This is a genomic window from Glaciihabitans tibetensis (assembly GCF_003003265.1).
GTDB lineage: Bacteria > Actinomycetota > Actinomycetes > Actinomycetales > Microbacteriaceae > Glaciihabitans > Glaciihabitans tibetensis.
Genome location: NZ_PVTL01000011.1, coordinates 1 through 25945, shown reverse-complemented (window position 1 = coordinate 25945; position 25945 = coordinate 1). Strand labels below are relative to the sequence as shown.

The following is a 25945-nucleotide window of genomic DNA, read 5'->3' as shown; positions in this document are numbered from 1 at the left end:
TCTTTTCTACCGTCCGTGCACCGGCTGCTGCACGTACCGCGACCAGGCCCAGATCGACACGCACAGCACCGCGACCACGGCGGCACCGACCGTCACGGCCGCGAGCGGGAACCGTTCGCCGATGAACATCGCTGCCGCGAGAGCCGCCACTGTCAGCGTCGCCCCCGCCCAGATCGGCGGTGACCATTCGAAGATGGCACGTCCCGGCAGGCTGAGCACGGGAAGCAGCAGCAGCAACGCCGACCCGAACCCGGCGAGGCAGGTCGCGGCGAGGATTTCGCTGATGCCCGACGTCCAAAACCCGTCCGCGGTGCCGGTAGCGCCTCCGATGGCGCCCCACAGCACCCAGGCGACCGTGGCCAGCAGCGCTATCGCGGCGACCTGCGCGAGCTGCACGATTCCGCGTTCCCGCGCGGCGATTCCCATCGCGAAGGTGGCGCCGACAACGATGCCCATCACCAGCGGCGGCTGCACCCCAGCGACGCGCGACGCGATCGCGGTCACTGCGCCGACGGCGAGGAACAGAGGGACGAGGCGGATGTCTCCACCGAAGCCACGCCCGCGTCCAGCCCACCGCACCGTGAGAGCCGCACCCGTGTTGAGCACTGCCAGCCCGACGGCCACCGCCACAGTTAGGCGAATGTAGCGCACCTCGCCCTGGATGCCGCTGGCGAGCACCGCGAGCAGGGCAGCACCCAGCAGCATGCCACCGGCAACGAATGCTGGGTGCGTTGACACCGTCGGGAGCGCCTCCTCCACCTGGCGGCGTTCGCTGCTCAGCCGGTTGCGGCCGGTGAGGTGCGGACCGTGGAGGGCGAGTCGCCCCCGCAGCGTGGTGGCCACCATCCGCAGGGGAACGGCGATCAGCAGTAACCAGCCGAGAGCCAGAACCGCTGCGAGGGGCCAGACGTTGTTCGTCAGCGTCTGCCCAGGGGTGGTGATCGCATCCCCGTACTTCGTGGGGGTGCCCCAGGTCGACGGAGGCGTTGCGTCGGCCTCGGTATCGGGTGGGTCCGGCACCACGGGGGTGGGAGACGGGGTGGGGGTCTCCGGCTGCGGAGCGGGAACCACGGGCGCGACCGAGGGAGCAGGCACAGCGGTGGGTGCCGGGGTGGGTGCCGGGGCCGCCGGGGGCCGCGTCGGGGCGACGACAACCGGAGGCGCTGCCGTGGCGCTCGGTGCCGAGGCGATGGTCATCGCCACGGATGCGCTGGGGGAGCTGACGTTGCCCGCCGCATCTTGCTGCACCGCACGCACCGCGTGTGGACCCGCGCCGATTCCCTGACCGGTGCACGACCAGGTCGTGCCCGAGACCCGGGTGTTGCACACGGATACATCGTCCACGTATACGTCGAGATAGGCGTCGGCCTCGCCGGTTCCACTGAACTGCACCGGCTGGGACGTGATCTGCGCGCCCTCGGTCGGGCTGGTTACCACGGGCGCTGAGGGAATGTCGCGGTCTATCACGAGGGTGCTCGACGCCGAGGCAGGCGACCACTCCGTGATCGACCCGGGCCACGACTGCTGCACCTGCACCTGGTAGGTGCCCGACGGGAAACGCCCGGGGTCGATTCCGCAGTACCAGTACCCGTCACCGACCGTCTGCCCACAGCTCTGCACCGCCGAAACGGGAGACGAAAAAAGGATGCGGATGCTGGCGCCGTCCCAACCGACCCCATCGAGTGAGCCCGCATTTACGTAAGGCCCCGCGGTGGTGAACGCGGGGGCTCCGAGCACCCGCAAGGTCAGCGGTGGCGTTTCACTGATGAAGCGCCCGTTGGCGTACTCGCGAGCCACGAGCCCAATGGTTCCGCTCGGCAGGACCACGCCCGTGCACTGCCAGGAGGTGCTGGGTGAGGCGTTCACCACGCATAACGGTTCGCCGCCCGTGAGCGACGGAACACTGACCGAGCTGTCGGCGCTTTTTGTGCCCGCGAGGTTCACCCGGGTCCCGGAAACGAAACTGTTCTCCTGAGGCGACGTGATGGTGATCGTGGGCGCCCCCGTCTCAGCTTCGCGACTCGGGGTGGGGCTGGGGGTAGAGGTTTCGGCCATGGCCGGCGCCCCAGTGAGTCCGGTGAGGGCGCAAACGCTCACCACGAGCACGGCCAGGACCGAGGCCAGCCGGTGTCGCCCGACCAGCTCGGCGCTGCCCAGCCGGCGTCGCCCGACCAAGTCGGCACCCCAATGAGTCGCTCCGCCACGGCGGGACGATCGTCGGGCGGAGATTCGGGAAGGTAACTGCACCGGTATCCATTTAGAACGGCTTGTCCGCCCCTGTCAACTAGCGACGCCGCGAAGCCTGCAAATAGTAAGAAATCCTTGTGTTGGGGGAGGCGGTCTGGAACAGTTAGCCCGGACGCCTGGAGGGAGTCCCATGACCGGTTTCACCAGGCGCGAGTCGCCCACGCTCTTCGGTCAAGCGCCGGCAGGGTACCGGTTGACCGAACGATCGCGCGTAATCGGGTCGGGCGACGCTGATTTCACGCGCGCGCGTGACTTGATCTGGCTCTGGCGGATACAGACCGGCTCCCGGTTTCTGCCGGTGCAGATGCCGGAGCGCGTGATCGTCGGGGTTGTCTCCCAGTTCCGAATTCCCTTTGGACCGTTGCGCCCGATGGTGACCTGCCGGGTGTTCTCCGTGGTCGATGAACCTCGCCTCGCCGGGTTCGCCCACGAGGCGATTCGCGGCCACCCGCAGTCCGGGTGGGAGAGCTTCCTCGTCGAGTTGGGGGCGGATGGTGACGTTACGCTCCGTGTACGAGTCGTGTCGCGTGCCTCCGCGTGGTGGATGCGCGCGGCTGGCCCGGCGGCACACGTCGCCCTTCTGCTGCTGCTGCGCCGTAACCTCCGGAGTCTGGACGCGCACCTGCGCTAGGACTGCGCGGCCACGTACGCGTCGACCTCGTCGAGGTACATCTGCTTGTCGTCGTCGGACAACCATGAAGCCTCGAACGAGTTTTTCGCCAGCAGAATCATGTCGTCGCGACTCAGGTTCGCCCGGTCCGCCAGCGCGCGATAGTTTTCGGCGACGTAGGCGCCGAAGTAGGCGGGGTCGTCGGAGTTGATCGTGACCTTTACGCCCGCGTGCAGCAGGTCGACGATCTCGGTGGCTTTCATATCTGCCGTGACGAAGCTGTTCGAGATCGGGCAGCAGGTGAGTCCGATCTGGCGCAGCCGCAGAAGCTCGACGAGTTCGGGGCTTTCCACCACGTTGGTGCCGTGGTCGATGCGGTCGACCTTGATCTCGTCGAGCACCTGGCGGATGTTTTCGATGCTGCCCACCTGGTCGATATCGCAGTGCATTGTGAGTTTGAGTCCCTCTGCGCGAGCGAGAGCGAACACCTCTGCGAACTTTGCCGGCGGATTATCCCGCTCGTCGGAGTCCAGACCAACGCCGATGAATTGGTCCTTGTAGGGCAGAGCATCGCGGAGAGTCTGCAGGGCGCTTTCTGCGGAAAAGTCGCGAAGGAAGCAGAGGATAAGCTCCGCCGAGACTCCGAAATTCGCGGCATCCACTGCGGCGCGATGGTAACCCTGGATCACGGTCTCGATCGGAATTCCGCGGGACGTGTGGGCCTGGGGGTCAAAGAAAGCCTCAACGCGGCGCACGCCGTCGATCGCCGCGCGGGTGAAGTATTCGTGTGCCAGGTCATAGAAGTCCTGTTCCGTAACCAGCACATTCATCGCCGGGTAGTACACGGCGAGGAAGGCGGCGAGGGAATCAAAGACGTAGGTCGCGCGCACGTCCTCCACCGTGGTCTGCCCGATGTCGATGCCGTTGCGCATCGCGAGCGTGAGCTTCAGCTCGGGCTCCAGTGTGCCCTCGAGATGGAGGTGCAATTCGCATTTCGGGAGGCCGGAAAGAAATTCGGCGCTGACGGTGGGCTCAGACATGGAGGTCCTTTCAAAACGGTCACAAAACGGTACCAATTGTGGGTTTCCGTGGTGTTTCGGGGCCAACGGGCGGCCGACGTAACCTGTCCGAAATGCCGCGGGACTCGGGCCGTCACATTTGAGGAATAAAGTTGCGACCACACAGCCGCCGTCACCACGTGACCGCATACCCGCACCGCAGAGAGGCTTGTTCTATGACGACCACCCGAAGTTCTTCACTCCGCCGCCGATCCATCACCCGTCTGGGCCAGGGCATTGCGGCGGCCACCATCGTCACATTGGCAATGACCGCGTGCGCCAGCGGAGACAGCGACGCCGGTTCTGAAGACTCCGGATCGTTCGGTGAAGCCAGCATCCAGCTCTCCTGGATCAAGAACACCGAGTTCATGGGCGAGTTCATGGCCGACAAGAATGGCTACTTCGAAGAGGCCGGGTTCGACTCCGTCGAGCTCGTTCCCGGACCGTCGGCGGTTGAACCGGTCGTGATCTCCGGTGAGGCAGACCTGGGCATCGGCAACGCGATCTCTACCGGAACAGTCATCGCCAGCGAGGGCGCGCCGATCAAGATCATTGGCGCGACCTACCAGAAGAACCCGTTCACGATTCTCTCGCTGAAGAGCGTCGGCAACATCGCGACCGTGGATGACATCAAGGGCAAGACGATCGGCGTGCAGGCGAGCAACCTGAACCTTTGGGAGGCATTCCTCAAGGTGAACGATATCGACGAGAGCGAAGTGACCATGCTCCCCGTCGAGTACGACCCCACCCCGCTCTTCAACGGAGAGGTCGATGGCTGGTTTGCCTACCTGACGAACGAGTCCCTCGACGCCGAGCTGAGCGGACTCGAGCCGGTCAACCTGCCGCTCGCCGACAACGGTCTGCCGTTCGTCGCTGAGACGTTCACCGCGAGCGACGAGGCAATCGAGGGAGACCGCGAGAAGTTGAAAGCGCTGCTCATCGCCGAGATCAAAGGGTGGACCGACGCGATCAACGACCCCGAGGCTGCAGCGGCGTACACGGTCGACACCTACGGAGCCGACCTGAGCCTGACCATCGAAAAAGAGAACCTGCAGGCCTCCATCCAGGCGACCGATCTCGTCGTCAGCGCCGAAACAGAGGAGAATGGTCTCTTCACCATCTCGGAATCCATGCAGGAAGAGAGCATTGCGACGCTCGCCGCCGCCGGAATCGACCTCACGGCCGACCAGCTCTTCGACATGTCGCTGCTTGCGGAGATCTACGAAGAGAACCCGGAACTCATCGCTTACGCGAAGTAACGAGCTACACGCAGCACCGAGATAGAGGAACACGAAGACTCTTGTCAACAATTGATGCCGGTGCCCGAACGAACACCTCGGGCACCGGCCTCCACATCAGTGAACTCAGCAAGGTCTTCGCGGTCGGACGCAAAGAAGTTGTTGCTCTCGACAACGCGACCCTGCACACCGACAAGGGAAGCTTCCTGTCGCTCCTGGGGCCATCCGGCTGCGGCAAGTCGACCATTCTGCGCATTCTCGCCGGGCTGGAGCAGCCGACAACCGGCACTACTCGCGTGGATGGCAAGAGTCCCACCGAGTTGAAGAAGGACCACCAGCTGGGCATCGCCTTTCAGGATTCGGCGCTGCTCGCCTGGCGGAGCGTGCGCGCCAACATCCAGCTCCCGTTCGAAGTGGCGGGCATTCCGGTCGATCACGCCTACGTCAGTGAGCTGATCTCGCTGGTTGGGTTGTCGGCGTTCGAAAAAGCCAAGCCCGCCCAGCTGTCGGGCGGCATGCGTCAGCGGGTGTCCATCGCGCGGTCGCTGGTACTCAAGCCGTCCGTGCTGCTTCTCGACGAGCCGTTCGGCGCCCTCGATGACATGACCAGGCAGCGTCTGAACGTCGAACTGCTGCGCATCTGGACCGAGAAGCCCGCGACCACGCTGATGGTGACCCACGGCATCTCGGAAGCGATTTTCCTCTCGGACCAGGTCGCGGTGATGAGCGCGCGCCCGGGCCGGATTAAAGAGGTCATCGATGTCGACCTACCGCGTCCGCGCCTTCCCGAGATGATGCGCACTCCCGAATTCCACGCGCTGCACGACCGCGCGTCCGAGTTGCTGTTCGGTAACGAGGACCACGACTGATGGACCGCGTGCGCGCGTTGCCCAGCTGGGCGACCGGTCTTTTTGGTGTCGCCGTGGTGATCGCACTGTGGTGGCTGTTGGCGGTCACCGTTTTTGCCGGTGTTGGCCCGGCAAATGTCAGCGCCATTCCCACCCCGTGGGCCGTGCTTCAGCAGCTCGGCGAAGACGGCGCTACGTACTACTTCCGTCACATTCAGGTGACCGTTACCGAGGCCGGACTGGGTTTCCTCTGGGGGAATGGCCTCGCCCTGGCCCTCGCTGCCTTCGTGCTGGTCTTTCCCCGTATCGAGAAGGTCGCGCTGCAGATTGCCGTCATCACCTACTGCCTTCCGATCGTGGCCATTGGTCCCATCGCGCGCCTGCTGATCGGCAATCCCGACTCCGGCGAACCCGCGGGAACGGCGGTCTTTCTTGCCGCGCTCGCGGTTTTTTTCACCACCGTGGTCGGTTCGCTGCTGGGGCTCAAGGCGGCCGATAGGGCCAGCCTCGACCTGGTCAGCGTCTACGGGGGAGGAAAGCTGATGCAGCTGCGCAAGGTGCGCATCATCGCGGCCATCCCGGCGGTGCTCACGGCGCTCAAGATCGCGGCGCCGGCCGCGCTCCTTGGCGCCATCATTGCCGAGTACCTCGGAGGGGTAGAGCGGGGCCTCGGTATCGCGATGCTGACGGCGGGCTCATCTGCGCAGGTCGAACGGGTGTGGGGCCTCGCCATCGTGGCAGGCGTCATCGCCGGACTTGGCTACGCGCTGTTCGGTCTCATCTCGAGGCTTGTGACGCCCTGGTCGAGCGGAAGGAACTCCTGATGGCGACATCCACCTCACCATCGACCGCGTCGCCCACCGTGACGGGCGGCCGAACCAGCCACGGCGCGGCCGGCTCCGTGTTGCGGGCCGCACGAACGGGTCTCATCACGCTCCTGATCGTCGTGCTGGTCTGGCAGGCGATAATCAGCATCCTCGGTGTGTCCACTTTTATCGCGAAGGGGCCCCTCGACGTCTTCAACTGGCTGTTCACCGTGCCGGCAGCCGCGGAAAACCGGGAGCTGATCTGGGGCAACCTGCTGGTCACCCTCGGCGACTCGTTCATCGGCTTCACCGCGGGGCTCGTCGTCGCGCTGCTGCTCGCGATCGCGTTCACCCTGTCGCGGGGAATCGAGCACGCCCTGATGCCGATCGCAATGCTGTTGCGCTCCGTGCCGCTGGTGGCCCTTGCTCCGATCATCATCCTGATCGTCGGCCGGGGGGCCGCCGTCGCTGCCGTCATGGGGGGCATCGTTGTGTTGTTCCCGGCGCTGGTCAACATTGTCTTTGGCCTGCGGTCGGCGTCGCCCATTATCACCGACGTCATCTCTGTGTACGGCGGAACGCCGTTCACGGCCTTGCGGAAGGTTGCGATGCCGAGCTCGCTCGGCGCCCTCTTCGCGGCCGTGAAGATCTCGGTTCCCGGCGCCATCACGGGAGCCCTTCTGGCCGAGTGGCTTGCAACGGGCAAAGGAATCGGTGGCGCCATCGTGGCGGCCGTCGCGCAGTCCAAAAACTTCGAAGTCTGGGCGTCGGTGGTGGTGATCACTGCGGTGACACTGCTGTTGTACGGCCTCGCACAGCTCGTGGAAAGTCTCGTGCTGCGCAGGATGGGCATGGCCGCCAGCGCAGGCGAATGAACCCGTGAGCAGCCCGCGAATTCACCGAGAGCTGCCTTGCAGGGGAGTGGGAGGCGAGCGGGTCTCGTTTATAATTCCGGTATGGAACTGCTAATCATCGCCGGCGTCATCCTCCTGCTTGTTGTGATTGCGGGGATCTACCTGTGGGCGACGTACAACTCTCTCGTTACCCTCAAGGTGCGCGTCGACGAGGCGTGGAGCGACATCACCGTGCAACTCAAGCGCCGGGCGGATTTGATCCCGAACATCATTGAGGCCGTAAAGGGATACGCGGTCCACGAAAAAGGCGTTTTCGAAGCGGTAACAAAAGCCCGTGCCGAGACACTGTCCGCGCAGGGTCCCGCCGACGCGTCCGTCGCTGAAAACCACATGCAGCAGGCGCTGAAGAGCGTCTTCGCCGTCGCCGAGGCTTACCCCCAGCTGCAGGCCAGCCAGAACTTCCTGCAACTCCAGGGTGAGCTCGTCGACACCGAAGACAAGATCCAGGCATCGCGCCGGTTCTTCAACGGTGGTGTGCGCGAGCTCAACACCAAGGTTCAAACCTTCCCCAACACGTTGTTCGTGCGTAACCTCGGCTTCACCGAGCGCGAGTTCTTCGAGGTGGCCGACGCCGCGGCGATCTCGGAGCCGCCGCGCGTGCAGTTCTGATCACGACAGTTCCATGTACAGAGCCATAGCGGCAAACAAACGGAACACCGTTCTTATAATCGGTATCTTCCTCATTATCATCGCCGCGCTCGGGTACGTCGCACAGCTGTTCACCGGCGGTGGCTGGGGCATCACGATCGGCACCATTCTCGGAGCGGGCGTCTACACCCTCATCCAGTACTTCGCCGCGAGCGGGCAGGCACTCGCCATCAGCGGCGCCCGCCAGATCCAAAAGGCCGACAATCCTCGCCTTTACCGCATCGTCGAAAACCTGGCTATCACTAACGGCCTCCCGATGCCGAAGGTCTACATCATCGTCGACCCCGCTCCCAACGCGTTCGCGACCGGGCGCGACCCCCAGCACGCGGTGGTCGCGGCGACGACAGGCCTCCTGGATCTGATGGATGACGCCGAGCTCGAAGGGGTGATGGCGCACGAGATCGGTCACGTGCAGAATTACGACATTCGGGTGACGACTATGGTCTTTGGTCTCGTGGTCGCGGTTGGATTCCTTGCCGACATCCTGCTTCGCCTGTCATTTTTCGGCGGTGGCAACCGCAATAGCAACGGTACGAATCCGATCGTGCTCGCGCTCGGTTTGGTCTCGCTGATTCTCGCGCCGCTGGTTGCCGGCGTCGTGCAGGCTGCGGTGTCGCGCCAGCGGGAATACCTTGCCGACGCGACCGGGGCGATGACCACCCGGCACCCCGACGCGCTGGCCCGGGCGCTTGAGAAACTGGGCGCCTATGGCCGGCCGGTCCGCAGACAAAACACCAGCATGGCTCACATGTGGATCTCCGACCCCACCAAGCCCGGCATGATCGACCGTCTGTTCAGTACCCACCCGCCCATCGCCGAGCGGGTCAGGCGTCTCAGCGAGATCGGTCGCACCTTCTAGTACGGGCGCGGCAGCAGGGGCGTTCGCAGCTCCGCTGCCAGGGCGGCCGCGAGGTCACCCCGGTCCACGACCACGATGTCGTCGAGCTGCTGCCAGGCGGCCGCTTCCCGGAGAAGGATGGCGATGCGGTCGACCACGCCGAGCGCCAGCGCCGCTTCATTCCACGCGGACTGCACCCGCAGCACGCGGTTCTGCCGGTCACTCTTGAGGTCAATCCGGGCCACGATCCGGTCGTTGATCAGAACCGGAAGCGTGTAGTACCCGTAGACGCGCTGCGGCTCGGGCGTGTAGATCTCGATGCGGTAGTGGAAATCGAACAGCCGGAGCGCACGGTTTCGCTCCCACACAACCGGGTCGAACGGCGACAGCAGCGCGCCGGTGTTTATCCGCCTGGGCACTTTCGCTTCGCTGTGAAGGTAGGCGAGCCGCGGTCGCCCGTTGACCTCCCACCCCGGCACCAGCAGAGGCAAAATTTCGCCCGCATCGGCGAGCTCCTCCAGCAGCGGTTTCGCCTGCTGGCTCTTCAGACGGTAGTAGTCAGCGAGGTCGCCCACGGTGCCAATGCCATGCGCTTTCGCTGACCACAGCAACAACTGGCGCTGCGCGTCTCGCCTGCTGACCTCGGCATTGAGTAATTCGGGGGTCAGCACCTGCGCGGCGAGCCCGTACACCCTCTGAAAGGAGGTGCGCCCCGCCGAGACGACCTCGCCCCAGCTAAAGAGCATCTCGAGTCCGCGCTTCACGTCGGACCATTCCCACCAGCCGCCTCGGCGTCGTCCGGCGTCGCTTTCGATCTTGCCCGCCGGCAGCGGCCCCTTGTCTGCGAGTTCGTCACGGAGCCACTGCAGCATGTCGTGGTTGGCGTGGATCCACGACTGTGGATCGTCCTCCTGCTTGCGACGACGGTCATCCATCTTCCACCGCCACAGCGGCCAGGTGTGCCGGGGAATGAGGGATGCCTCGTGGGCCCAGTACTCCGTGTAGCGAGCAGACCGGTCCAGAGTGAGACGGTCGAGATCGGCCTTGTTATAGGGGCCCAGCCGGGAAAACGCGGGCATGTAGTGGCTGCGCTCGAACACGTTGACCGAGTCGAGTTGAAGCAGGCCGAGGCGGGCAACCGTTGCACCCAGTTGCCGCACGCCGACGGCTGTCGGCCGAGCACGGCCAAAACCCTGGGCGGCCAACGCGATCCGGCGAGCCTGAGCCGGGGATATCTGCGCGCTCGGAACCCGCACTGGTGAACCTTTGACTGCCACGGGCACGACTCTACCCAGACCGACCGACATGCTCCGCGGCGTGCCCGAAAGGGGGTAGTGGCCACGAGGCTTTCGGACTGATAGGTGAGTGGGCTTCACGATAAGCTGCGTTTTAGGCGCCCCCATATCGGGGGCAACCCGACGTACTTGGGGAGTCCGGTGGGATCAATCGCACGCGTGCGCGCCGACGGTCGCGATCGACGTCTGTTCGTGCTTCTGGCTCAGGTTCCCCTGCTCGTGGTCCTGGGCGCGCTCATCGCCATCCTCCGCTTGTTTGAACCCGCGGTGCTGGCGGAACCCGCCTTCATCGCCAGCGTGGTTCTTGCTGTGCTCACCAGTGCGGCCGCCCTCTTCACTGGCGAAAGACGCCCTCGGTTTTCCTGGATCGCTCTGGTGCCCTTCTCGGACATCCTGGTCATCGCCCTCGCGCGAGAGGGGTTGCACCTCACGCACGGCACAATTCCCGCGCTGGGGGCTCTGGTGATTTTTCCCGTTCTCTGGCTGGCCACCGAACTGCGCGTGTGGTCGCTTCCTGCCGTGCTCGTGGCTTCCGGTCTTCTGACGGGGCTTCCCTATGTATTGCGGGGCACGCCCCCACAGGACCCGATCGAGTGGCTGAACGTCGTCCTCGTGCCGACTGCGCTCGGCTCGGTCGCCCTGGCGGCGGGTTCGGTCATGCGTCGTATGCGTGAAGATCGAAGCCGGGCCGACGATCTCGCAGTGCGCCTAGGTGATTCGCTCGCCGAGGCGTCGGATCGCGAGCTGACCCTCCGATCAGTCACCGAAACGGTCGAGGCAGCGATCGTGCTGTTCGGTCCCGCCGGCGACATCGTTTTGTGCAACAGCACCGCGCGTCTTCTCTACGGCAGAGCCGGAGCGGATGAGAAGGGTCACTTTTCAGACCCGCCGCTTATCTTCGGGGAGGATCGCGTCACGCGGATCCCGCTGGACGGTAGCCTCGCCGCGAGCGCGCTCCGGGACGACCCGATGGCCGGGCGGACCTATTGGATCGGTGCCACAGGCGCACAACGCGCAGTGACGGTCACTTCCCGCCGCGTCACCCGCCCAGACGGGGGCAGTCTCGGCACCGTCGTGGTCGGATACGACGTCACCCCGCTCGTCGAGTCGATCGAGATCAGGGACGTATTCCTCGCGTCGGTGTCGCACGAACTGAAGACACCCCTGACCAACATCATCGGCTACCTCGACCTGATGGAAGAAGGTCCCGCGGCTGCGGAAATCGCTGTTGTCAGAAACAACGCAGCACGTCTGATGGGGCTGATCTCCGACCTTCTCACGGGCGCGGGTACGACCCAAGACGTGCACCGTGTTCCCGAGGACCTCACCGCGATCACGGAGGCCGCGATTGCCGCCGTTCTTCTGGGTGCGCAGAGTTCGGGCGTGGGCATCCGGCTCAGCCCCGGCGCCAAGGTTGTCGCAGAGGTCGACCGGGACGCCATCCGCAGGGTGCTCGACAACCTGCTGTCCAATGCGGTGAAATACTCCGCCGCGGGAACCCATGTTGTGGTCGCGGTAGGCGAAAACGGGCGCTCGGCCGTAATCACCGTCGAAGACTCTGGCGTTGGCATCAGCCCCGAGCACCAGGGTCGGGTGTTCGACCGATTCTTTCGTGCACCGTTGGCCCGTTCGCAGGCCATCCCTGGCACGGGGCTCGGTTTGGCGATCGTTCAGGCGTTGGTGGAGGCGCACGGCGGTACCGTTTCGGTCGAGAGTCAACTTGGCACTGGTTCGGTTTTCACCGTTCTCCTCCCGCTGCGAACGCTCGCTGTCGCGGTGTGACCAGACCAGGCGTCGCTCCCGAGCGCGGCTGGCGTTTGTTCGCCGTTTACCGGAAAGTTGCTGGCGCGTTACGCGTCACCCGTAAGTTCAGTCCTGGAGCGACCGGTTACCCCACGTCCGTTCACAGCACGGACGGCCGGTTCTGCCCACTGGAGGTTCCATTGTTCCGTAAGCGCAACGTTGCTGGTATGGCCCTATTCGCCGCCGCAGCCATCACCCTCAGCTCATGCGCCAGCGCGACCGACGCTCCGGCGTCCGACGTGGACGCCGCTGCTGCGACCAGCGCAGAAGACTTCGGTGGGCTCGACGCGCTGATTGAAGCAGCACAGGCGGAGGGAGAGCTCAACGTCATCGCTCTTCCGGACAACTGGGCAAACTACGGTGAGATCAAGGCGTTGTTTGAGGAAAAGTACGACATTGTCGTCAACTCCGCCGATCCTGACATCTCCAGCGCCGAGGAGATCGCCGCGGCAGACAACCTCAAGGGACAGGACACCGCACCGGACGTCTTCGACCTCGGAACCGCCGTAGCGCTCGCGAGCACCGACTACTTCGCCCCGTACCAGGTCGAGAATTGGGCGGACATCCCCGACGAAAATAAGGAACCCACCGGTCTTTGGGCGAACGACTACACCGGCAGTATGTCGATCGGATACGACTCCAACTCGGTTCCAGAGCCCACCAGTCTTGATGACCTCCTGGGCAGTGAGTACAAGGGCGCGGTCGCTCTCAACGGCGACCCGACGCAGGCCGGTGCGGCATTCGCGGCGGTAGGCCTTGCCTCCGTGCAGAACGGCGGCACCCTCGATGACTTCACCCCGGGCATTGAGTTCTTCAGCGAGTTGAACGCGGCAGGCAACTTCATCCCAGTCAACGTCACGGCGGGCACCATCGCGTCGGGCGAGACGAAGGTCGTGTTCGACTGGAGCTACAACAACCTGGCGCAGGTTTCGGTTGTTGACGGCTGGGAAGTGACCACACTGCCGGGAGCGGTGTACACCAGCTTCTACAACCAGGCCATCAGCGCGGATGCACCGCACCCCGCGGCCGCCCGCCTGTGGCAGGAGTTTCTCTACAGCCCCGAGGCGCAAAACCTCTTCATCACCGGTGGCGCCTACCCCGTCACGATTGATGCGATGACGGAGGCGGGAACAGTGGACGAAGAGGCGCTTGAGACCATCGGTGCGTTGGATGGCGAACTCGTCACCCCAACTACCGAGCAGTCCGAAGCCGCCGCCGCCCTTCTCGCCGAAAAGTGGGCTGCTGCCATCGGCTAGCAGCGCTTCTCACACCCTCATCCACGTGACTGTCGCAAACGCACCAGAGCTGACGGCGGTTGGTGTCGAGGAAAACCCTCGACACCAACCCGTGTCTCCATCACACAATCGCGCCCGTCGCGGGTTTGCCAAGTACATCGGGCTCACCCCCTTCGCGATCTATGTGCTGTTATTCCTCGCTGTGCCGACCACTCTGGCCGTGGTGACCGGGTTCTTCACGGACACGGGCGAATTCACGTTCGCGAATGTTCTTGGTATCTTCGACCCGCTCATTCTCGGTACCTTCTTTAGCTCGTTCTGGCTCTCGGCGGTGTCAGCTGTAATTGGCGCGGTTGTCGGAGCCCTGGTCTGCTTCGCCCTTCTTGGCACGAGAGCAGAAGGCGCGCTGCGCACGGTCGTTGACTCTGCCAGCAGTGTCCTCGCGCAGTTCGGCGGCGTGATGCTCGCATTCGCATTCATTGCGACGATCGGCACGCAGGGCTTCGTCACCGCTGTTCTCGCGGACGTATTTGGCATCGATATCTTCGCGAACGGGGTGTGGATCTACCAGGTTCCCGGGCTGCTCCTGCCGTATATCTACTTTCAGGTGCCACTGATGATCATCACGTTTATGCCGGCGCTGGAGGGGCTCAAGATCCAGTGGGCGGAGGCTAACGCCACTCTTGGAGGGTCGCGGGTGACCTACTGGACCCGTATTGCCGCGCCCGTCCTCGCCCCATCGTTTTTCGGCAGTCTCCTGTTGCTCTTTGCGAACGCCTTCTCTTCCTACGCCACCGCAGCCGCGCTGATCAGCCAAGGGTCGCAGATTGTGCCGCTGCAGATTCGCGCGGCGCTCGTCAGTGAAACCGTTCTCGGACGTGAGAATATGGCGGGTTCACTCGCGCTCGGCATGATCGTCGTGATGGTTGTGGTTATGTGGGGCTATTCGGTACTGCAGTCGCGCACGGCGAGGTGGCAACGATGATGGTCAGTGCCGGCACCCTCCCTGGCCGGGATAAGACGAGCAGGGTGAGCAACGCGACCCGAGTCGGGGCGGAGCCCAGCAGAACCGCCCGTGCAGTGATCCTGGGAGTGGTCGGCGTCGTCTTCGCTATTCCCATCGTCGGGATGATCATCTTCACTTTCCGGGACGGTCTGACCGGCACCTATACGCTCGATCATTGGACTGGGCTGTTCGCCCCGGACGCCGCCCGTACCTACCGCAATCTCTTCACCGCGATCGGGAACTCGCTGACTCTCGCGGCGGTGACCGTAGCGATTGTGCTGGTGTTGCTCCTGCCAACCATGCTGCTGGTGCATTTGCAGTTTCCGCGACTGAGACGCGTCCTCGAATTTATCTGCATCATCCCGATTACCGTCCCGGCGGTTGTGCTGGTCGTCGGGCTCGCGCCGGTCTACTCAATTGTGGTGCGCACGTTCGGTGGTTCCATTTGGACCCTGGCGTTTGCCTACGGAATCACGGTGCTGCCTTTCGCCTACCGCGCGATCCAGTCGAACCTTGAGTCGGTGGACGTGATCACTCTGAGCGAAGCAGCCCGCTCTCTTGGCGCGAACTGGTTTAGCGTCACCTGGCGGGTCCTGCTGCCCAACCTCCGCCGGGGTGTGCTCGCGGCGTCGTTTATCTCGGTGGCCGTGGTCCTCGGCGAGTTTACGATCGCGTCGCTGCTGAATCGGGTCAACCTGCAGACTGCCCTCCTTCAGGTATCGCAGAGTGACCCGTATGTTGCCGTCATCTTTTCCCTCCTGGCGTTGGCGTTTGCTTTCGTTCTTCTCCTCCTCATCGGCCGTTTCGGTTCGACTGGCCGCGATCGGAGCCCATCCGCATGACCCTCCTCTCCACCCCCACCATCGCGCCCCCGACCGGCGCCACCGTCGAACTCGTTGGAGTCGTCAAGGACTATGCCGGACATCGCGCGCTCAGCGGAATTGACCTGACTATCGCTCCCGGCGAGTTCATTGCACTGCTCGGCCCATCGGGCTGCGGTAAAACGACCGCCTTGCGTGCTCTGTCCGGACTCGAACAGGTCGATCAAGGGCGGATCCTCATCGACGGAGAAAATGTGGCGGATGTCCCGGTGAATCGCCGTGACATCGGCATGGTGTTTCAGTCGTACTCTCTTTTTCCGCACATGACGTCGCTGGAGAATGTCGAGTTCGGCCTTCGAATGCGCAAGGTTGGCGCGGCCGACCGCAAGCGACGCGCGCGTGAGGCGCTGGAGATGGTGGGGTTGAGCGAGAAGAGCGCCCAGTACGCACACCAGCTCTCGGGCGGGCAGCAGCAGCGGGTCGCTCTGGCACGTGCCCTGGTGACGCGCCCGCGCGTGCTCCTGCTCGATGAACCCCTGAGCGCGCTCGACGCGAAGGTGCGGGTGCAACTGCGCGACGAGATTCGTCGCATCCAGACGGATCTCGGGATTACCACGCTCTTTGTGACACACGACCAGGAGGAGGCCCTTGCCGTCGCCGACCGGGTAGCGGTGATGCGGGAGGGGCGGATCGAACAGATCGGATCTCCTGAGGAACTGTATACGGCGCCGCTGACACCGTTCGTCGCGAACTTTGTCGGGCTGAGCAACCGCATCGAAGCCGAACTGGTAGGGGGCGCGGTCGTCATCCACGGGCAACGCATCGAGAGCCTGGGGGAGCGTCGCGCGGACGGGCCGGTCGTCGCATTTATTCGTCCGGAGGATGTCGCGTTCGCGCCAACCGGCATCGCCGCCGTGGTGGTGGGCAGCACCTTCCTCGGGAGTCTCCGCCGCACCCAGGTCCGTTTGGCCGACAATTCTCTACTGATGGTGCAGCACGAGGTCGGTGTGCATCCCGCGCCGGGGGAGAGGGTGGCGGTCTCGTTTGCCGCCCGGCCGGTTGCGGTGGGCCCGCGCGCCTGATGGTGGGTCGTGGGGCACAGAAGTGCGCCAGTCTGCGGGATCAGCCGCGGGGACAGTTCTAGACTGATGCGATGATGTTCGGTAAGAAGCTTGATCCCCCAGCCGTGCGCGACGTGCGTAAACGCGAGGTGGAGTCATCCATCCCTCTGGGCATCGAAATCGCCGGCGCCTGGTCGTGGCGAATCCTTGCGGTGGCGGGCGTAGCGGTCGTTTTTGGCCTCCTCATCATCCAGCTGCAGCTCATCGTGGTCCCGTTTATGATCGCCGTGCTCGTCGCCGCGCTGCTCGTTCCGATCGTGCAGTTGCTCGTGCGGCACCGCTGGCCGAAGGGGCTCGCCGTGGCGGTCACGATGATCGTCACGCTCGGGGTGTTGAGCGGACTCATCGTGCTGATCGTCACCCAGATCCGCAGCGGGTACCCCGACCTGCAGGACCGGTCGGTGACCGCCTACCAGGACTTCAAAACGTTCCTCAGTGACACCTGGAACATCGACAACAGCGAGTTCAATGACTACCTTGAGCAGGCCGTTGCCGCGGTGCAAACCGACAGCCAGGCGCTGGTGTCCGGGGCCGTGTCGCTCGGTTCCACCGCCGGCCACGTGCTCACGGGTTCGTTGCTGACGCTCTTCGCGACGCTCTTCATCCTGATCGATGGTGCGGGCATCTGGAACTGGATCGTTCGCATCTTCCCGCGCAAGGCTCGGGCCGCCGTCGATGGGTCGGGCCGAGCCGGCTGGCTGACCCTGACGACCTTCGTGAAGGTGCAGATTTTCGTCGCCGCGATCGACGCGACCGGCATCGGCCTCGGAGCGTGGATCCTCGGATTGTTCTTCGGCGGCTTCCCCCTGATCATTCCGATCGCTGTCGCCGTGTTCCTCGGATCGTTTATCCCCGTGGTGGGCGCGGTGGTGACGGGAGCGATCGCCATCTTTGTGGCGCTGATCTACCTCGGCCCCGTTCCCGCGCTGATCATGCTCGCGATCGTCTTGGCGGTGCAGCAGCTGGAAGGTCACGTGCTCCAGCCGCTGGTCATGGGATCCGCAGTGAAGATTCACCCGCTCGCGGTGGTGTTTGCCGTGGCCGCGGGATCATTTATCGCCGGTATTCCCGGGGCGCTGTTTGCCGTCCCGGTTGTAGCGGTGCTGAACGTGATGGTCACATACGTGGCCAGTGGTAGGTGGCGCGGTACTGTGCGCCCGCAGATAGAGGATGTAGCTACTCGCGCATGAATGACACAATCACAGCCAGCAGTGCCGCGCCAGCGCCCGCCGTGGCCGGACCGACGTTGGAAGATTTCGAAGCCGCCCGTGCGACGGTCGGCGCCGTTGCCGACATCACGCCCCTCGAGAGTTCGCGCTTCCTCGCGGAGGTGCTCGGGTCGCCCGTTTACCTGAAGTGCGAGAACCTGCAGCGCACGGGCTCCTACAAGATCCGCGGTGCCTACAACCGGCTCGCGGGTCTCTCCGAGGAGGATCGTGCGCGCGGCGTGGTGGCCGCTTCCGCGGGAAACCACGCGCAGGGTGTCGCCTTCGCCGCACGCGAACTGGGCATCAAATCCACCATCTTCATGCCGATCGGTGTTGCGCTGCCGAAGCTCCAGGCCACCCGCGGCTATGGCGCCGATGTGGTGCTGCGTGGGCACACGGTGGCGGAGCCGCTCCTGGCCGCCGCGGAGTTTGCGACGGAGACGGGCGCGATCTTCATCCCTCCGTTTGATCACGCAGATGTCGTCGCGGGCCAGGGCACGCTCGGTCTGGAGATACTCGACCAGCTGCCCGAGACCGACACCATCATCGTCCCGATCGGCGGCGGCGGGCTCATCTCCGGGGTCGCGAGCGCGGCAAAGCAGAAGGCGGCGCTCCTCGGGCGCACCATCCGGGTGATCGGGGTGCAGGCAGCCAACGCGGCGCCCTACCCGTTGTCGCTCACCATGGGCGAGCCGACGACCATCACCATCATCCCCACGATCGCCGACGGCATCGCGGTGGCCAGGCCCGGGGTGCTGAACTTCGAAATCGTGCGCGACACCGTCGACGAGATCGTCACGGTCGAGGAGGACGACATCGCCCGCGCTCTGCTGGTGCTGCTGGAACGGGCCAAGCTGGTCGTCGAGCCCGCCGGAGCGGTGGCCGTTGCGGCTATCCTCGCCGGGAAGATCACCCCTACGGGCAACACCGTGGCCATCCTCAGCGGCGGCAACATCGACCCGTTGGTGATGGAACGCATCATCAGCCACGGCCTCGCGGCATCGGAGCGCTACCTCAAGCTGCGCATTCCGCTTCCCGACCGTCCCGGGCAGCTGGCGCGCACCGCAGAGGTCGTCGCGGAGTCCAATGCGAACGTCGTGGAGGTGCTGCACTCGCGCCACGGTTCAGGCATGCAGATCAGCATGGTCGAACTCGAACTCCACATCGAAACGCGGGGCCCGGAGCACGCGGACCTCGTGCTACACAACCTGCGAGAGGCAGGCTTCGCGCCCCGCGTCGACTTCTAAGCGGTTCGACTTCTCAGCTGTTCGACTTCGCCAGCAGCTGACTACTGGTGGTAGGTCTCGACGTCGACGATCTCAACCTCGATGGTCTTGCCGTTCGGGGCGACGTAGCTCTTTGACTCGCCGACCTTGAGGCCGATGATCGCGGTACCGAGGGGGCTGCCCTCGCTGTAGACGTCGATGTCGGTGCCGTCGGCCATCTCGCGGTTGCCGATCAGGAACACCGAGCGGTCGCCCTGGATGTTGGCCGTAACGACGGTGCCCGGCTCGACGACGCCGTGGCTCTCGGGCGCGTCACCCACGGTTGCGTGGCGCAGCAGCTGGGTGAGGACGCGAATGCGGGCCTCGATCTTGCCCTGCTCCTCTTTCGCGGCGTGGTAGCCGCCGTTCTCCTTCAGGTCGCCTTCTTCACGGGCGATTTCAATTTTCTTCGCGATGTCCGTGCGGCCAGCCACGCTCAAGTACTCGAGTTCGCCGGTGAGACGGTCGAACGCGTCCTGGGTCAACCAGGTAACGCTGGTGTCAGTCATAGTTCTCCTCAGCGCCGTAGGTTCTTAGAAATGTTCATAGAAGGAGACCGGCCAGATGTGACCGGTCCCGTTGGCGAATGACCCAGCTTAAGACAGCCAGCAGCGGTAGATCAAGCCAGTGACGCTCTGCTCCGAAGTGAGCACCGACTCGGTTAGGCTCCGCGTCCGCAGTTCAGACGGGGGTATTTCAACGATCTTCCACCCCACGATGGAGAAGCTCTCATTAAGAGCCTGAAGCGCGCAGCTGGTGGATGTCCCGGGCTCGGCGTTGAGCTGCCACGTCACTTCCACCTCCCGGTCGTCGACCACCGTGTGGGCGACATTCTGCGCCTCGAGAGCGTCGGTGTTCTCGAGCAGCCCCGCCCAGAGGAGCCAGGCTCCGAGCACCACCACAAAGATGGCTGCGGTGAGCCAGGCCCAGAGACGAACGCGGCGGCGATTCGCCGGGGTGCGCCCATAACGTGCGTTGATCTCGCTGGAGTCGGGTCCGGAGCCGGGGCCTGAGCCGGACACGGTGTCGGCCAATGCTCTCGAGGCGCCACCCACCGCAGCCGCGTCGTGCGGGGCATCCCAGGTTTCAGATGCTTCATCGGTGGTGGTGCGCACGTCGAACTCCAAGTTGCTGCGGATAGTCTATGTACAGGCTATTGGCTATCCCTAGGAGTTTGGTGACACAGCGTCTGCTTGCGGTCCACGCCCATCCCGACGACGAGTCGAGTAAGGGCGCAGCGACCTATGCGTATTACAGGAGCATCGGTACCGAGGTCATGGTGGTCAGTTGCACCGGTGGCGAGAGGGGCAGCATCCTCAACGAGGGCCTCGCCGGGCGACCCGCAGCCGAACGCGATCTGGCCGGTGTGCGGCGTCGGGAGATGCAGCGCGCCCAGGCCGTGATGGGTGTCGAGCACCGCTGGCTTGGCTACCAGGACTCGGGCATGCCCGACGAGGGCGAGCCACTTCCGGTCGGTTCTTTCGCCGCGATCGCGCTCGAGATCTCCGCGGAACCTCTCGTCCGCATCATCCGCCGGTATAAGCCTCAGGTTCTGGTCACGTACGACGAGAACGGGGGATACCCGCACCCCGACCACATCCGCACCCACGAGGTGTCGCTGTTTGCGATGCGCGCGGCGGCGGACCCGGCGCAGTACCCCGATGCCGGTGACGCCTGGCAGGTCAGCAAGCTGTACTACGACCGCATTTTCAGCGGGGACCGGCTGAGGAGCGTCTACACCCTGCTGCAGGAGCGCATGCCGGAAAGCCCGCTCATCGAGGCAATGGCGGGCATGCGGAGCTGGATGGATGACTCGCCCAGCCTCGCCACCACGCGGATCCCCTGCGGGGACTTCTTCGAGGTGGGTAACGACGCCCTGCGGTCCCACGCCAGTCAGGTAGCGCCCGACAGCCCGTTCTTCTTCTGGCCGAACGACCTCCAGCGTGAGGCATGGCCGACCGAAGACTTCCAGCTGATCGAGGCGACCGTGCCGACCGAGCTTCCCGAATCCGACCTGTTTGCGGGAATTCCCGAGGAGGGGGCCGCGTGAGCGCCCTGAACGACTTTGTCCTGCGCGCCTCCATAGCCATGGAGAACGCACCAACCCCGACACCGATGCCGGCGTACACGGGGGACCCGAACCTCATCACCCCCGGCGTGATCGGGTTCATCGCGATGTTCCTGGTCGCGGCAGTGACCGTGCTGCTCATCGTCGACATGAACCGACGGATTCGGCGCACCAAGTACCGGGTCGAGGTACGGGAGCGGCTCGAAGAAGAGCGCGACGCGCAGAACTCGACGCCCGGGTAACGCGGCCCCGGGGCATCCGCTCGCCTGATATTTAGAAGGTCGGAGGGTTCGTCGCGACCAGGAAAATGCCTGCCCAGTGGCAGAGAAACGCGAACAGCGTCAGCGTGTGGAAGATCTCGTGGAACCCGAACTTGCCGGGGAACGGGTTCGGCTTCTTCAACGCGTAGATGACGGCGCCGACCGTGTAGAACAGCCCGCCCACGAGAATCAGCGTCATCATGGTGGCGTTGGCCGCGAAAAAGTCCGCGATGAAGACCAGCGACGCGTAGCTGAGTAGCAGGTAGAGCGGCACGTAGAGCCAGCGGGGTGCGTGGATCCAGAAGACCCGGAAGCCGATGCCGAGCGCGGCGCCCGTCCAGACGAGCCACAGAAGCAGGGTGGACTTCTCCGGCGGAAGCGCAAGCACGGTGATGGGGGTGTACGAGCCGGCGATCAGCAGGAAGATATTCGCGTGGTCGAGGCGTTTCAGAGTCAGGCGCGCCCGCTCGCTCCAGGTGAAGCGGTGGTAGAGCGCGGAGATGCCGAACAGCAGCAGTGACGATGCCACGAAGACCGCGCAGCTGACTGTCGCGGCTGTTCCGTCGGCGGCCAGGAGGAGGATGATTCCGAGCACGATGGCCAGCGGGAAGGTCGCGGCGTGAATCCAGCCGCGCCAGGTGGGCTTCGCGTCGAGCACGGCGTAGTCGATCGACTCATCGAGCAGGGGAACATTGGGGAGATCCGGTCCCGGCCCCTCGAGTGAGTCCTCTGGAAACTGCTGCTTCGCCCCGCCATCGGTCATGACAGAAGCTTACGACAGCGGCCATTCAGCGTGGACGCGGCCGAGTGTGGACTACCGTAGCTGTGTGAGACAGAGTGAAGTACCGCTAGGTCGAGGCCTTCTGTACCGGGTTTACCAGCGGCGCCTGAAGCGTTGGTTGGTGGGCAAGGATTTGCCGCGCCACGTCGGAATGATCGTCGATGGCAACCGGCGATGGGCCAAGCAGCACTCGCAGGAGTCGGCGGCGTTCGGTCATCGCGCCGGCGCAGCAAAAATCCGCGAGTTTGTCACCTGGTGCGACGAGCTGGATATCAAGGTTGTCACCCTGTACGTGCTTTCTGCCGACAACATCACTGGTCGACCCAGCGAGGAACTGTCGGAGCTGTACGAGATCCTCGCGAACCTGACGGAGGGTCTGTCGCACGAGGGACGATGGCGTGTGCAGCACGTCGGCCGCACCGATTGCCTTCCCGACCCGCTGACGCAGGCGCTGGTTGCCGCCGAGGCGCGCACCCTGACCAACAAGGGCCTGCACATCAACCTCGCGGTGGGCTACGGCGGTCGACGGGAGATTGCGGACGCCATGCGCAGCATCCTCCGCAGCCACGGCAAGGAAGGTGGCACCCTCGAGGAGCTGGCCGAATTGCTTACCCCCGAGATGATCGCCGACCACCTGTACACGGGCGGACAGCCCGACCCGGATCTCATCATCCGCACCTCCGGCGAGCAGCGAATCAGCGACTTCATGCTGTGGCAGAGCGCCCACAGCGAGTTCTACTTCGTGGAGGCCCTCTACCCCGACCTGCGCGAGGTCGACTTCCTCCGCGCGATCCGCGACTACGCCCGCCGTCACAGAAGGTTTGGATCATGACCGCAGGCTTTGGAACGATCGACGCGTACGTCGCCACATTCTCTGAAGAACCCGGCTACTTCGATTTCGCCCGCGTGGGCCCGATCGGCCGCACCGTGGAAGCCGAGCAGCACGCCCAGACCCGGCTGCAGGCGACCGCTCGATTCGGCACTCTCGACAGCCTTTGGGAGCAGGATGCCCGGGTGCGCGAGGCGGTGGCGTTGGTGGTGGGCCTGCGCGCCGACCAGGTCGCCTTCCAGCCAAACACGTCCCAGGGTTTGATGCACGCGCTCTTCGGTGTTACCGGCGGCGTCGCGATGTCGCTTGCCGAGTTTCCCAGCCTGACCTTCGCCGCCGCGCGCTCGGCGGAGGCCCTCGGGGTGGTGGAGCCGTTGTGGCTCGAGACCGACCACGGCAGGCTCACCCCCGGCAACTTACGCGACCAGCTCACCTCCTCGGTCGAGGCCGTCGCAGTGAGCCTCGTCGATTTCCGCACGGGGTACGTCGCCGACCTCGAGGGCATCCGGCAGGTCATCGGGGACCGCTTGCTCATTGTCGATGCAATCCAGGGCTTCGGTGTGGTGGATGCTCCGTTCGAACTAGCGGATGTGGTTGTCGCCGGCGGGCAAAAGTGGGTCCGCGCCGGCTGGGGCACCGGATTCCTAGGGCTGAGCGACCGCGCCGCCGAACGGCTCACCCCGGTGTTCTCTGGCTTCTCCGGCGCCGCAAACGCCGAGGGGGAGCAGTCCTGGACAATGCCGGTCGACGAGGTTCGGGCACCCGCGGCCGGTGCCGCCGCGTTCCAGGTCAGCAACCCCGACCCAATTGCCCAGGCACGGTTCGCCGCAGCACTCGAGGAGATCGCCGCGGTCGGTGTGCCGCAGATCAATGCTCTCGTCGCGGAGAAGGTCAGCAGGGTGATCGACCTCGCCGACGAATACGCGATACCGGTCGTCTCACCCCGCGACGAAAGCGAGCGGGCGGGCATCGTGGTGCTTGAGCCTGACCCTGACCAGCTGACCGTACTCACCGCGTCCCTGTTCAACCACGGGGTCAGTGCAACCTCGCGCGACGGGCAGGTTCGCCTGAGCCCGCACGTATCGACCAGCGAGGACAGTCTCGACATGCTGCGCGGCAGCTTCGTGAGCTTCGCCACCGCGATCCAGATCTGATCCAATCGTTTACCTGCTCGTAACGTTTAACGGGGTGTTGCGGGTGCCCGGGTCGTCCTCGGAAGGCCTATCGTCGAGGTATCAGGTAAGGCACCTGATCGGGACGGCCACGTAAGTTCGTTCCCGAATGTTTCGCGGCCGTCTAGCAGACTGGATCCGGGTGGAATTCACACCCGGGGATGGAGTGCACGTGCCCGAACTCGCTACCCCTCAGCAGCAGTACAGCCAGGAAACGTCGGCGGATGCGAAGGGGAGGCAGGCGGAACGCACATACGTGCTCGACACCTCGGTCCTTCTCTCCGACCCGAAGGCGATCTTCCGCTTCGCTGAGCACGCAGTCGTCCTACCCGTCATCGTCGTCGCCGAACTGGAGGCCAAGCGGCACGACCCCGAGATCGGATATTTTGCGCGTCAAGCGCTCCGCAATCTTGATGAGTTACGCATCCTGCACGAACGGCTGGACTTCCCCATCGCCGTCGGTGACGACGGCGGCTCCCTGCGGGTCGAACTCAACCACTCCAACATGTCGGTGCTGCCGTCGGGCCTGCAACTGGGCGACAACGACTCCCGCATCCTGGCGGTGGCGCTGAACCTCGCCAATGACGGTCTCGCGGTCACGGTGGTCTCCAAGGATCTCCCGCTGCGCGTCAAGGCGGCCTCCATCGGGCTGGCCGCCGAGGAGTACCGGGCGGAACTCGCGGTGGACTCCGGGTACACCGGTCAGGTCGATATCGACCTGAGTTCCGAACAGATGAACTCGCTCTACGACCGGGAGAAGCTGTCGTCGCGCCTGGTTGAGGACATCCCGGTCAACACCGGTCTCGTGCTGCATTCGGATCGCGGCTCGGCGCTCGGCCGGGTCACCGCCCGCGGCCAGATGCGCCTCGTGCGGGGTGACCGCGACATCTTCGGCCTGCACGGTCGCAGCGCCGAACAACGCCTCGCGATCGACATGCTGCTCGACCCCGAAATCGGCATCGTGTCGCTCGGTGGGCGCGCCGGAACCGGTAAGTCCGCTCTCGCGCTGTGCGCGGGGCTTGAAGCCGTGCTCGAGAAGCAGCAGCACCGCAAGATCATGGTGTTCCGACCGCTGTACGCGGTGGGCGGCCAGGAACTCGGATTTTTGCCGGGGGATGCCTCGGAGAAAATGAACCCCTGGGCGCAGGCCGTGTTCGACACACTGGGATCGGTCGTGTCGCAGAACGTGCTCGACGAGGTGCTCGACCGCGGATTGCTGGAGGTACTACCCCTCACGCACATCCGCGGACGCTCGCTGCACGACGCGTTTGTGATCGTGGACGAAGCGCAGTCCCTCGAGCGCAACGTGCTCCTCACCGTGCTGAGCCGCATCGGCCAGAATTCGCGGGTCGTGCTGACCCACGACGTGGCGCAGCGCGACAACCTCCGCGTCGGCCGCCACGACGGGGTCGCCTCGGTCATCGAGACGCTGAAGGGCCACCCGCTGTTCGGCCACATCACGCTCACCCGCTCCGAGCGCAGCGCGATCGCGGCACTCGTAACGGAGATGCTGGAGTCGAACGAACTCGCGTAGCGGACACCGGGTCACTGAGTCAGGTTTCGCTGATTTAGGGACGCCGACCCGGGTTCGCTGAGTCGGTTTGCCAACTCGACCCGTTCTGAGCGGGCCATCCGGGGCTGTCGCCTGGGGTGGCCCGCTTTTTCACATGAAAGCGGCGCACGATGTCTGACCAAGCACCGTCCGATTCGAGACCGTGAGCTGTGGGCAGCTTCGCCCGCGCTCATTGTCCGAGATTTGTCGCCGGCACTCGAGGCGAAGCGACATAAGTTGTGCAACGATTTCGCCGATGGTGGGATGCCGCGGGCGTCAGTTCAGCAACCAGCACCGGTCGGGCGCGCAGTGCAATCCCCGG

General features: G+C 64.7%; 25 protein-coding genes. 19 read left to right on the top strand and 6 right to left on the bottom strand.

Features of this window, described 5'->3' with window-relative positions; translation table 11 throughout:
• Window positions 1-6: 6 nt before the first annotated feature.
• Entirely contained in the window at window positions 7-2055 is a 2049-nt protein-coding gene (locus tag B0I08_RS16370) for a hypothetical protein (protein WP_146134457.1), read from the bottom strand.
• 322 nt (window positions 2056-2377) lie between these two features.
• On the opposite strand from B0I08_RS16370, the gene B0I08_RS16365 reads away from it, so the two are divergent.
• Entirely contained in the window at window positions 2378-2878 is a 501-nt protein-coding gene (locus tag B0I08_RS16365) for a DUF1990 domain-containing protein (protein ID WP_106214813.1), read from the top strand.
• Here the strand turns inward: B0I08_RS16365 and add are convergent.
• Complete coding sequence (gene add, locus B0I08_RS16360; RefSeq protein WP_106214811.1) at window positions 2875-3897, bottom strand: adenosine deaminase; 1023 nt, start codon at window positions 3895-3897, stop codon at window positions 2875-2877. The two genes, B0I08_RS16365 and add, sit on opposite strands and share 4 nt — an antisense overlap.
• A gap of 194 nt (window positions 3898-4091) precedes the next feature.
• Here add and B0I08_RS16355 point away from each other — a divergent pair, with 194 nt between their 5' ends.
• From B0I08_RS16355 to B0I08_RS16330, 6 genes are all read left to right on the top strand, one after another.
• Entirely contained in the window at window positions 4092-5174 is a 1083-nt protein-coding gene (locus tag B0I08_RS16355) for an ABC transporter substrate-binding protein (protein WP_106214810.1), read from the top strand.
• 50 nt (window positions 5175-5224) lie between these two features.
• Complete coding sequence (locus tag B0I08_RS16350; protein ID WP_425433016.1) at window positions 5225-6022, top strand: ABC transporter ATP-binding protein; 798 nt, start codon at window positions 5225-5227, stop codon at window positions 6020-6022.
• The gene (locus B0I08_RS16345) at window positions 6022-6825 is read left to right on the top strand and encodes an ABC transporter permease (protein WP_106214806.1); all 804 of its coding nucleotides are present in this window, start codon (window positions 6022-6024) and stop codon (window positions 6823-6825) included. The genes B0I08_RS16350 and B0I08_RS16345 overlap by 1 nt, the downstream gene beginning before the upstream one ends.
• Complete coding sequence (locus B0I08_RS16340) at window positions 6825-7682, top strand: ABC transporter permease (RefSeq protein WP_106214804.1); 858 nt, start codon at window positions 6825-6827, stop codon at window positions 7680-7682. The genes B0I08_RS16345 and B0I08_RS16340 overlap by 1 nt, the downstream gene beginning before the upstream one ends.
• Window positions 7683-7763: 81 nt before the next feature.
• On the top strand, window positions 7764-8330 hold the full coding sequence (locus tag B0I08_RS16335; RefSeq protein WP_106214802.1) for a LemA family protein: 567 nt from the start codon (window positions 7764-7766) through the stop codon (window positions 8328-8330).
• 13 nt (window positions 8331-8343) lie between these two features.
• Window positions 8344-9228: a M48 family metallopeptidase gene (locus B0I08_RS16330; protein WP_106214800.1), complete on the top strand. Its 885-nt coding sequence runs from the start codon at window positions 8344-8346 to the stop codon at window positions 9226-9228.
• Here B0I08_RS16330 and B0I08_RS16325 read toward each other — a convergent pair.
• Complete coding sequence (locus B0I08_RS16325) at window positions 9225-10484, bottom strand: winged helix-turn-helix domain-containing protein (protein WP_245884863.1); 1260 nt, start codon at window positions 10482-10484, stop codon at window positions 9225-9227. The two genes, B0I08_RS16330 and B0I08_RS16325, sit on opposite strands and share 4 nt — an antisense overlap.
• Window positions 10485-10643: 159 nt before the next feature.
• Between B0I08_RS16325 and B0I08_RS16320 the strand changes: the two genes are divergently transcribed.
• The 7 genes from B0I08_RS16320 to ilvA all read left to right on the top strand — a co-directional run bounded on the left by B0I08_RS16320 (window position 10644) and on the right by ilvA (window position 18943).
• Window positions 10644-12284, top strand: coding sequence for a sensor histidine kinase (locus B0I08_RS16320; protein ID WP_106214797.1), 1641 nt, complete (start codon window positions 10644-10646; stop codon window positions 12282-12284).
• A 188-nt stretch (window positions 12285-12472) separates the two neighbouring features.
• Complete coding sequence (locus B0I08_RS16315; RefSeq protein ID WP_181243455.1) at window positions 12473-13561, top strand: ABC transporter substrate-binding protein; 1089 nt, start codon at window positions 12473-12475, stop codon at window positions 13559-13561.
• A 25-nt stretch (window positions 13562-13586) separates the two neighbouring features.
• On the top strand, window positions 13587-14525 hold the full coding sequence (locus B0I08_RS16310; protein ID WP_425433014.1) for an ABC transporter permease: 939 nt from the start codon (window positions 13587-13589) through the stop codon (window positions 14523-14525).
• On the top strand, window positions 14522-15388 hold the full coding sequence (locus B0I08_RS16305) for an ABC transporter permease (RefSeq protein ID WP_106214793.1): 867 nt from the start codon (window positions 14522-14524) through the stop codon (window positions 15386-15388). The genes B0I08_RS16310 and B0I08_RS16305 overlap by 4 nt, the downstream gene beginning before the upstream one ends.
• The gene (locus B0I08_RS16300) at window positions 15385-16449 is read left to right on the top strand and encodes an ABC transporter ATP-binding protein (protein WP_106214791.1); all 1065 of its coding nucleotides are present in this window, start codon (window positions 15385-15387) and stop codon (window positions 16447-16449) included. The genes B0I08_RS16305 and B0I08_RS16300 overlap by 4 nt, the downstream gene beginning before the upstream one ends.
• Before the next feature lie 71 nt (window positions 16450-16520).
• Window positions 16521-17678, top strand: coding sequence for an AI-2E family transporter (locus B0I08_RS16295; RefSeq protein WP_106214789.1), 1158 nt, complete (start codon window positions 16521-16523; stop codon window positions 17676-17678).
• Window positions 17675-18943, top strand: coding sequence for a threonine ammonia-lyase (gene ilvA, locus B0I08_RS16290; protein ID WP_106214787.1), 1269 nt, complete (start codon window positions 17675-17677; stop codon window positions 18941-18943). The genes B0I08_RS16295 and ilvA overlap by 4 nt, the downstream gene beginning before the upstream one ends.
• 41 nt (window positions 18944-18984) lie before the next feature.
• On the opposite strand, the gene greA is transcribed toward ilvA, so the two are convergent.
• Window positions 18985-19470: a transcription elongation factor GreA gene (gene greA / locus B0I08_RS16285; RefSeq protein ID WP_106214785.1), complete on the bottom strand. Its 486-nt coding sequence runs from the start codon at window positions 19468-19470 to the stop codon at window positions 18985-18987.
• Window positions 19471-19557: 87 nt separating this feature from the next.
• A complete protein-coding gene (locus tag B0I08_RS16280) occupies window positions 19558-20076 on the bottom strand; it encodes a DUF4307 domain-containing protein (RefSeq protein WP_181243454.1) in 519 nt (172 codons plus the stop codon).
• 62 nt (window positions 20077-20138) lie between these two features.
• Here B0I08_RS16280 and mca point away from each other — a divergent pair, with 62 nt between their 5' ends.
• Together mca and B0I08_RS16270 are read left to right on the top strand one after the other, a co-directional pair.
• On the top strand, window positions 20139-21011 hold the full coding sequence (gene mca / locus B0I08_RS16275) for a mycothiol conjugate amidase Mca (protein WP_245884862.1): 873 nt from the start codon (window positions 20139-20141) through the stop codon (window positions 21009-21011).
• Window positions 21008-21271, top strand: coding sequence for a hypothetical protein (locus B0I08_RS16270; RefSeq protein WP_245884861.1), 264 nt, complete (start codon window positions 21008-21010; stop codon window positions 21269-21271). The genes mca and B0I08_RS16270 overlap by 4 nt, the downstream gene beginning before the upstream one ends.
• Window positions 21272-21302: 31 nt before the next feature.
• Here the strand turns inward: B0I08_RS16270 and trhA are convergent, their stop codons facing one another.
• Window positions 21303-22052, bottom strand: a complete 750-nt coding sequence (trhA, locus tag B0I08_RS16265) for a PAQR family membrane homeostasis protein TrhA (RefSeq protein WP_106214779.1) — start codon at window positions 22050-22052, stop codon at window positions 21303-21305.
• A gap of 64 nt (window positions 22053-22116) precedes the next feature.
• Here trhA and B0I08_RS16260 point away from each other — a divergent pair, with 64 nt between their 5' ends.
• The 3 genes from B0I08_RS16260 to phoH2 all read left to right on the top strand — a co-directional run bounded on the left by B0I08_RS16260 (window position 22117) and on the right by phoH2 (window position 25605).
• On the top strand, window positions 22117-22902 hold the full coding sequence (locus tag B0I08_RS16260; protein WP_245884860.1) for an isoprenyl transferase: 786 nt from the start codon (window positions 22117-22119) through the stop codon (window positions 22900-22902).
• Window positions 22899-24053 carry an aminotransferase class V-fold PLP-dependent enzyme gene (locus B0I08_RS16255; protein ID WP_106214774.1) on the top strand — a complete coding sequence of 385 codons (1155 nt, stop codon included), beginning with the start codon at window positions 22899-22901 and terminating at the stop codon, window positions 24051-24053. The genes B0I08_RS16260 and B0I08_RS16255 overlap by 4 nt, the downstream gene beginning before the upstream one ends.
• Window positions 24054-24243: 190 nt before the next feature.
• Entirely contained in the window at window positions 24244-25605 is a 1362-nt protein-coding gene (gene phoH2, locus B0I08_RS16250) for an RNA 5'-3' helicase PhoH2 (protein WP_425433015.1), read from the top strand.
• Window positions 25606-25945: the final 340 nt, after the last annotated feature.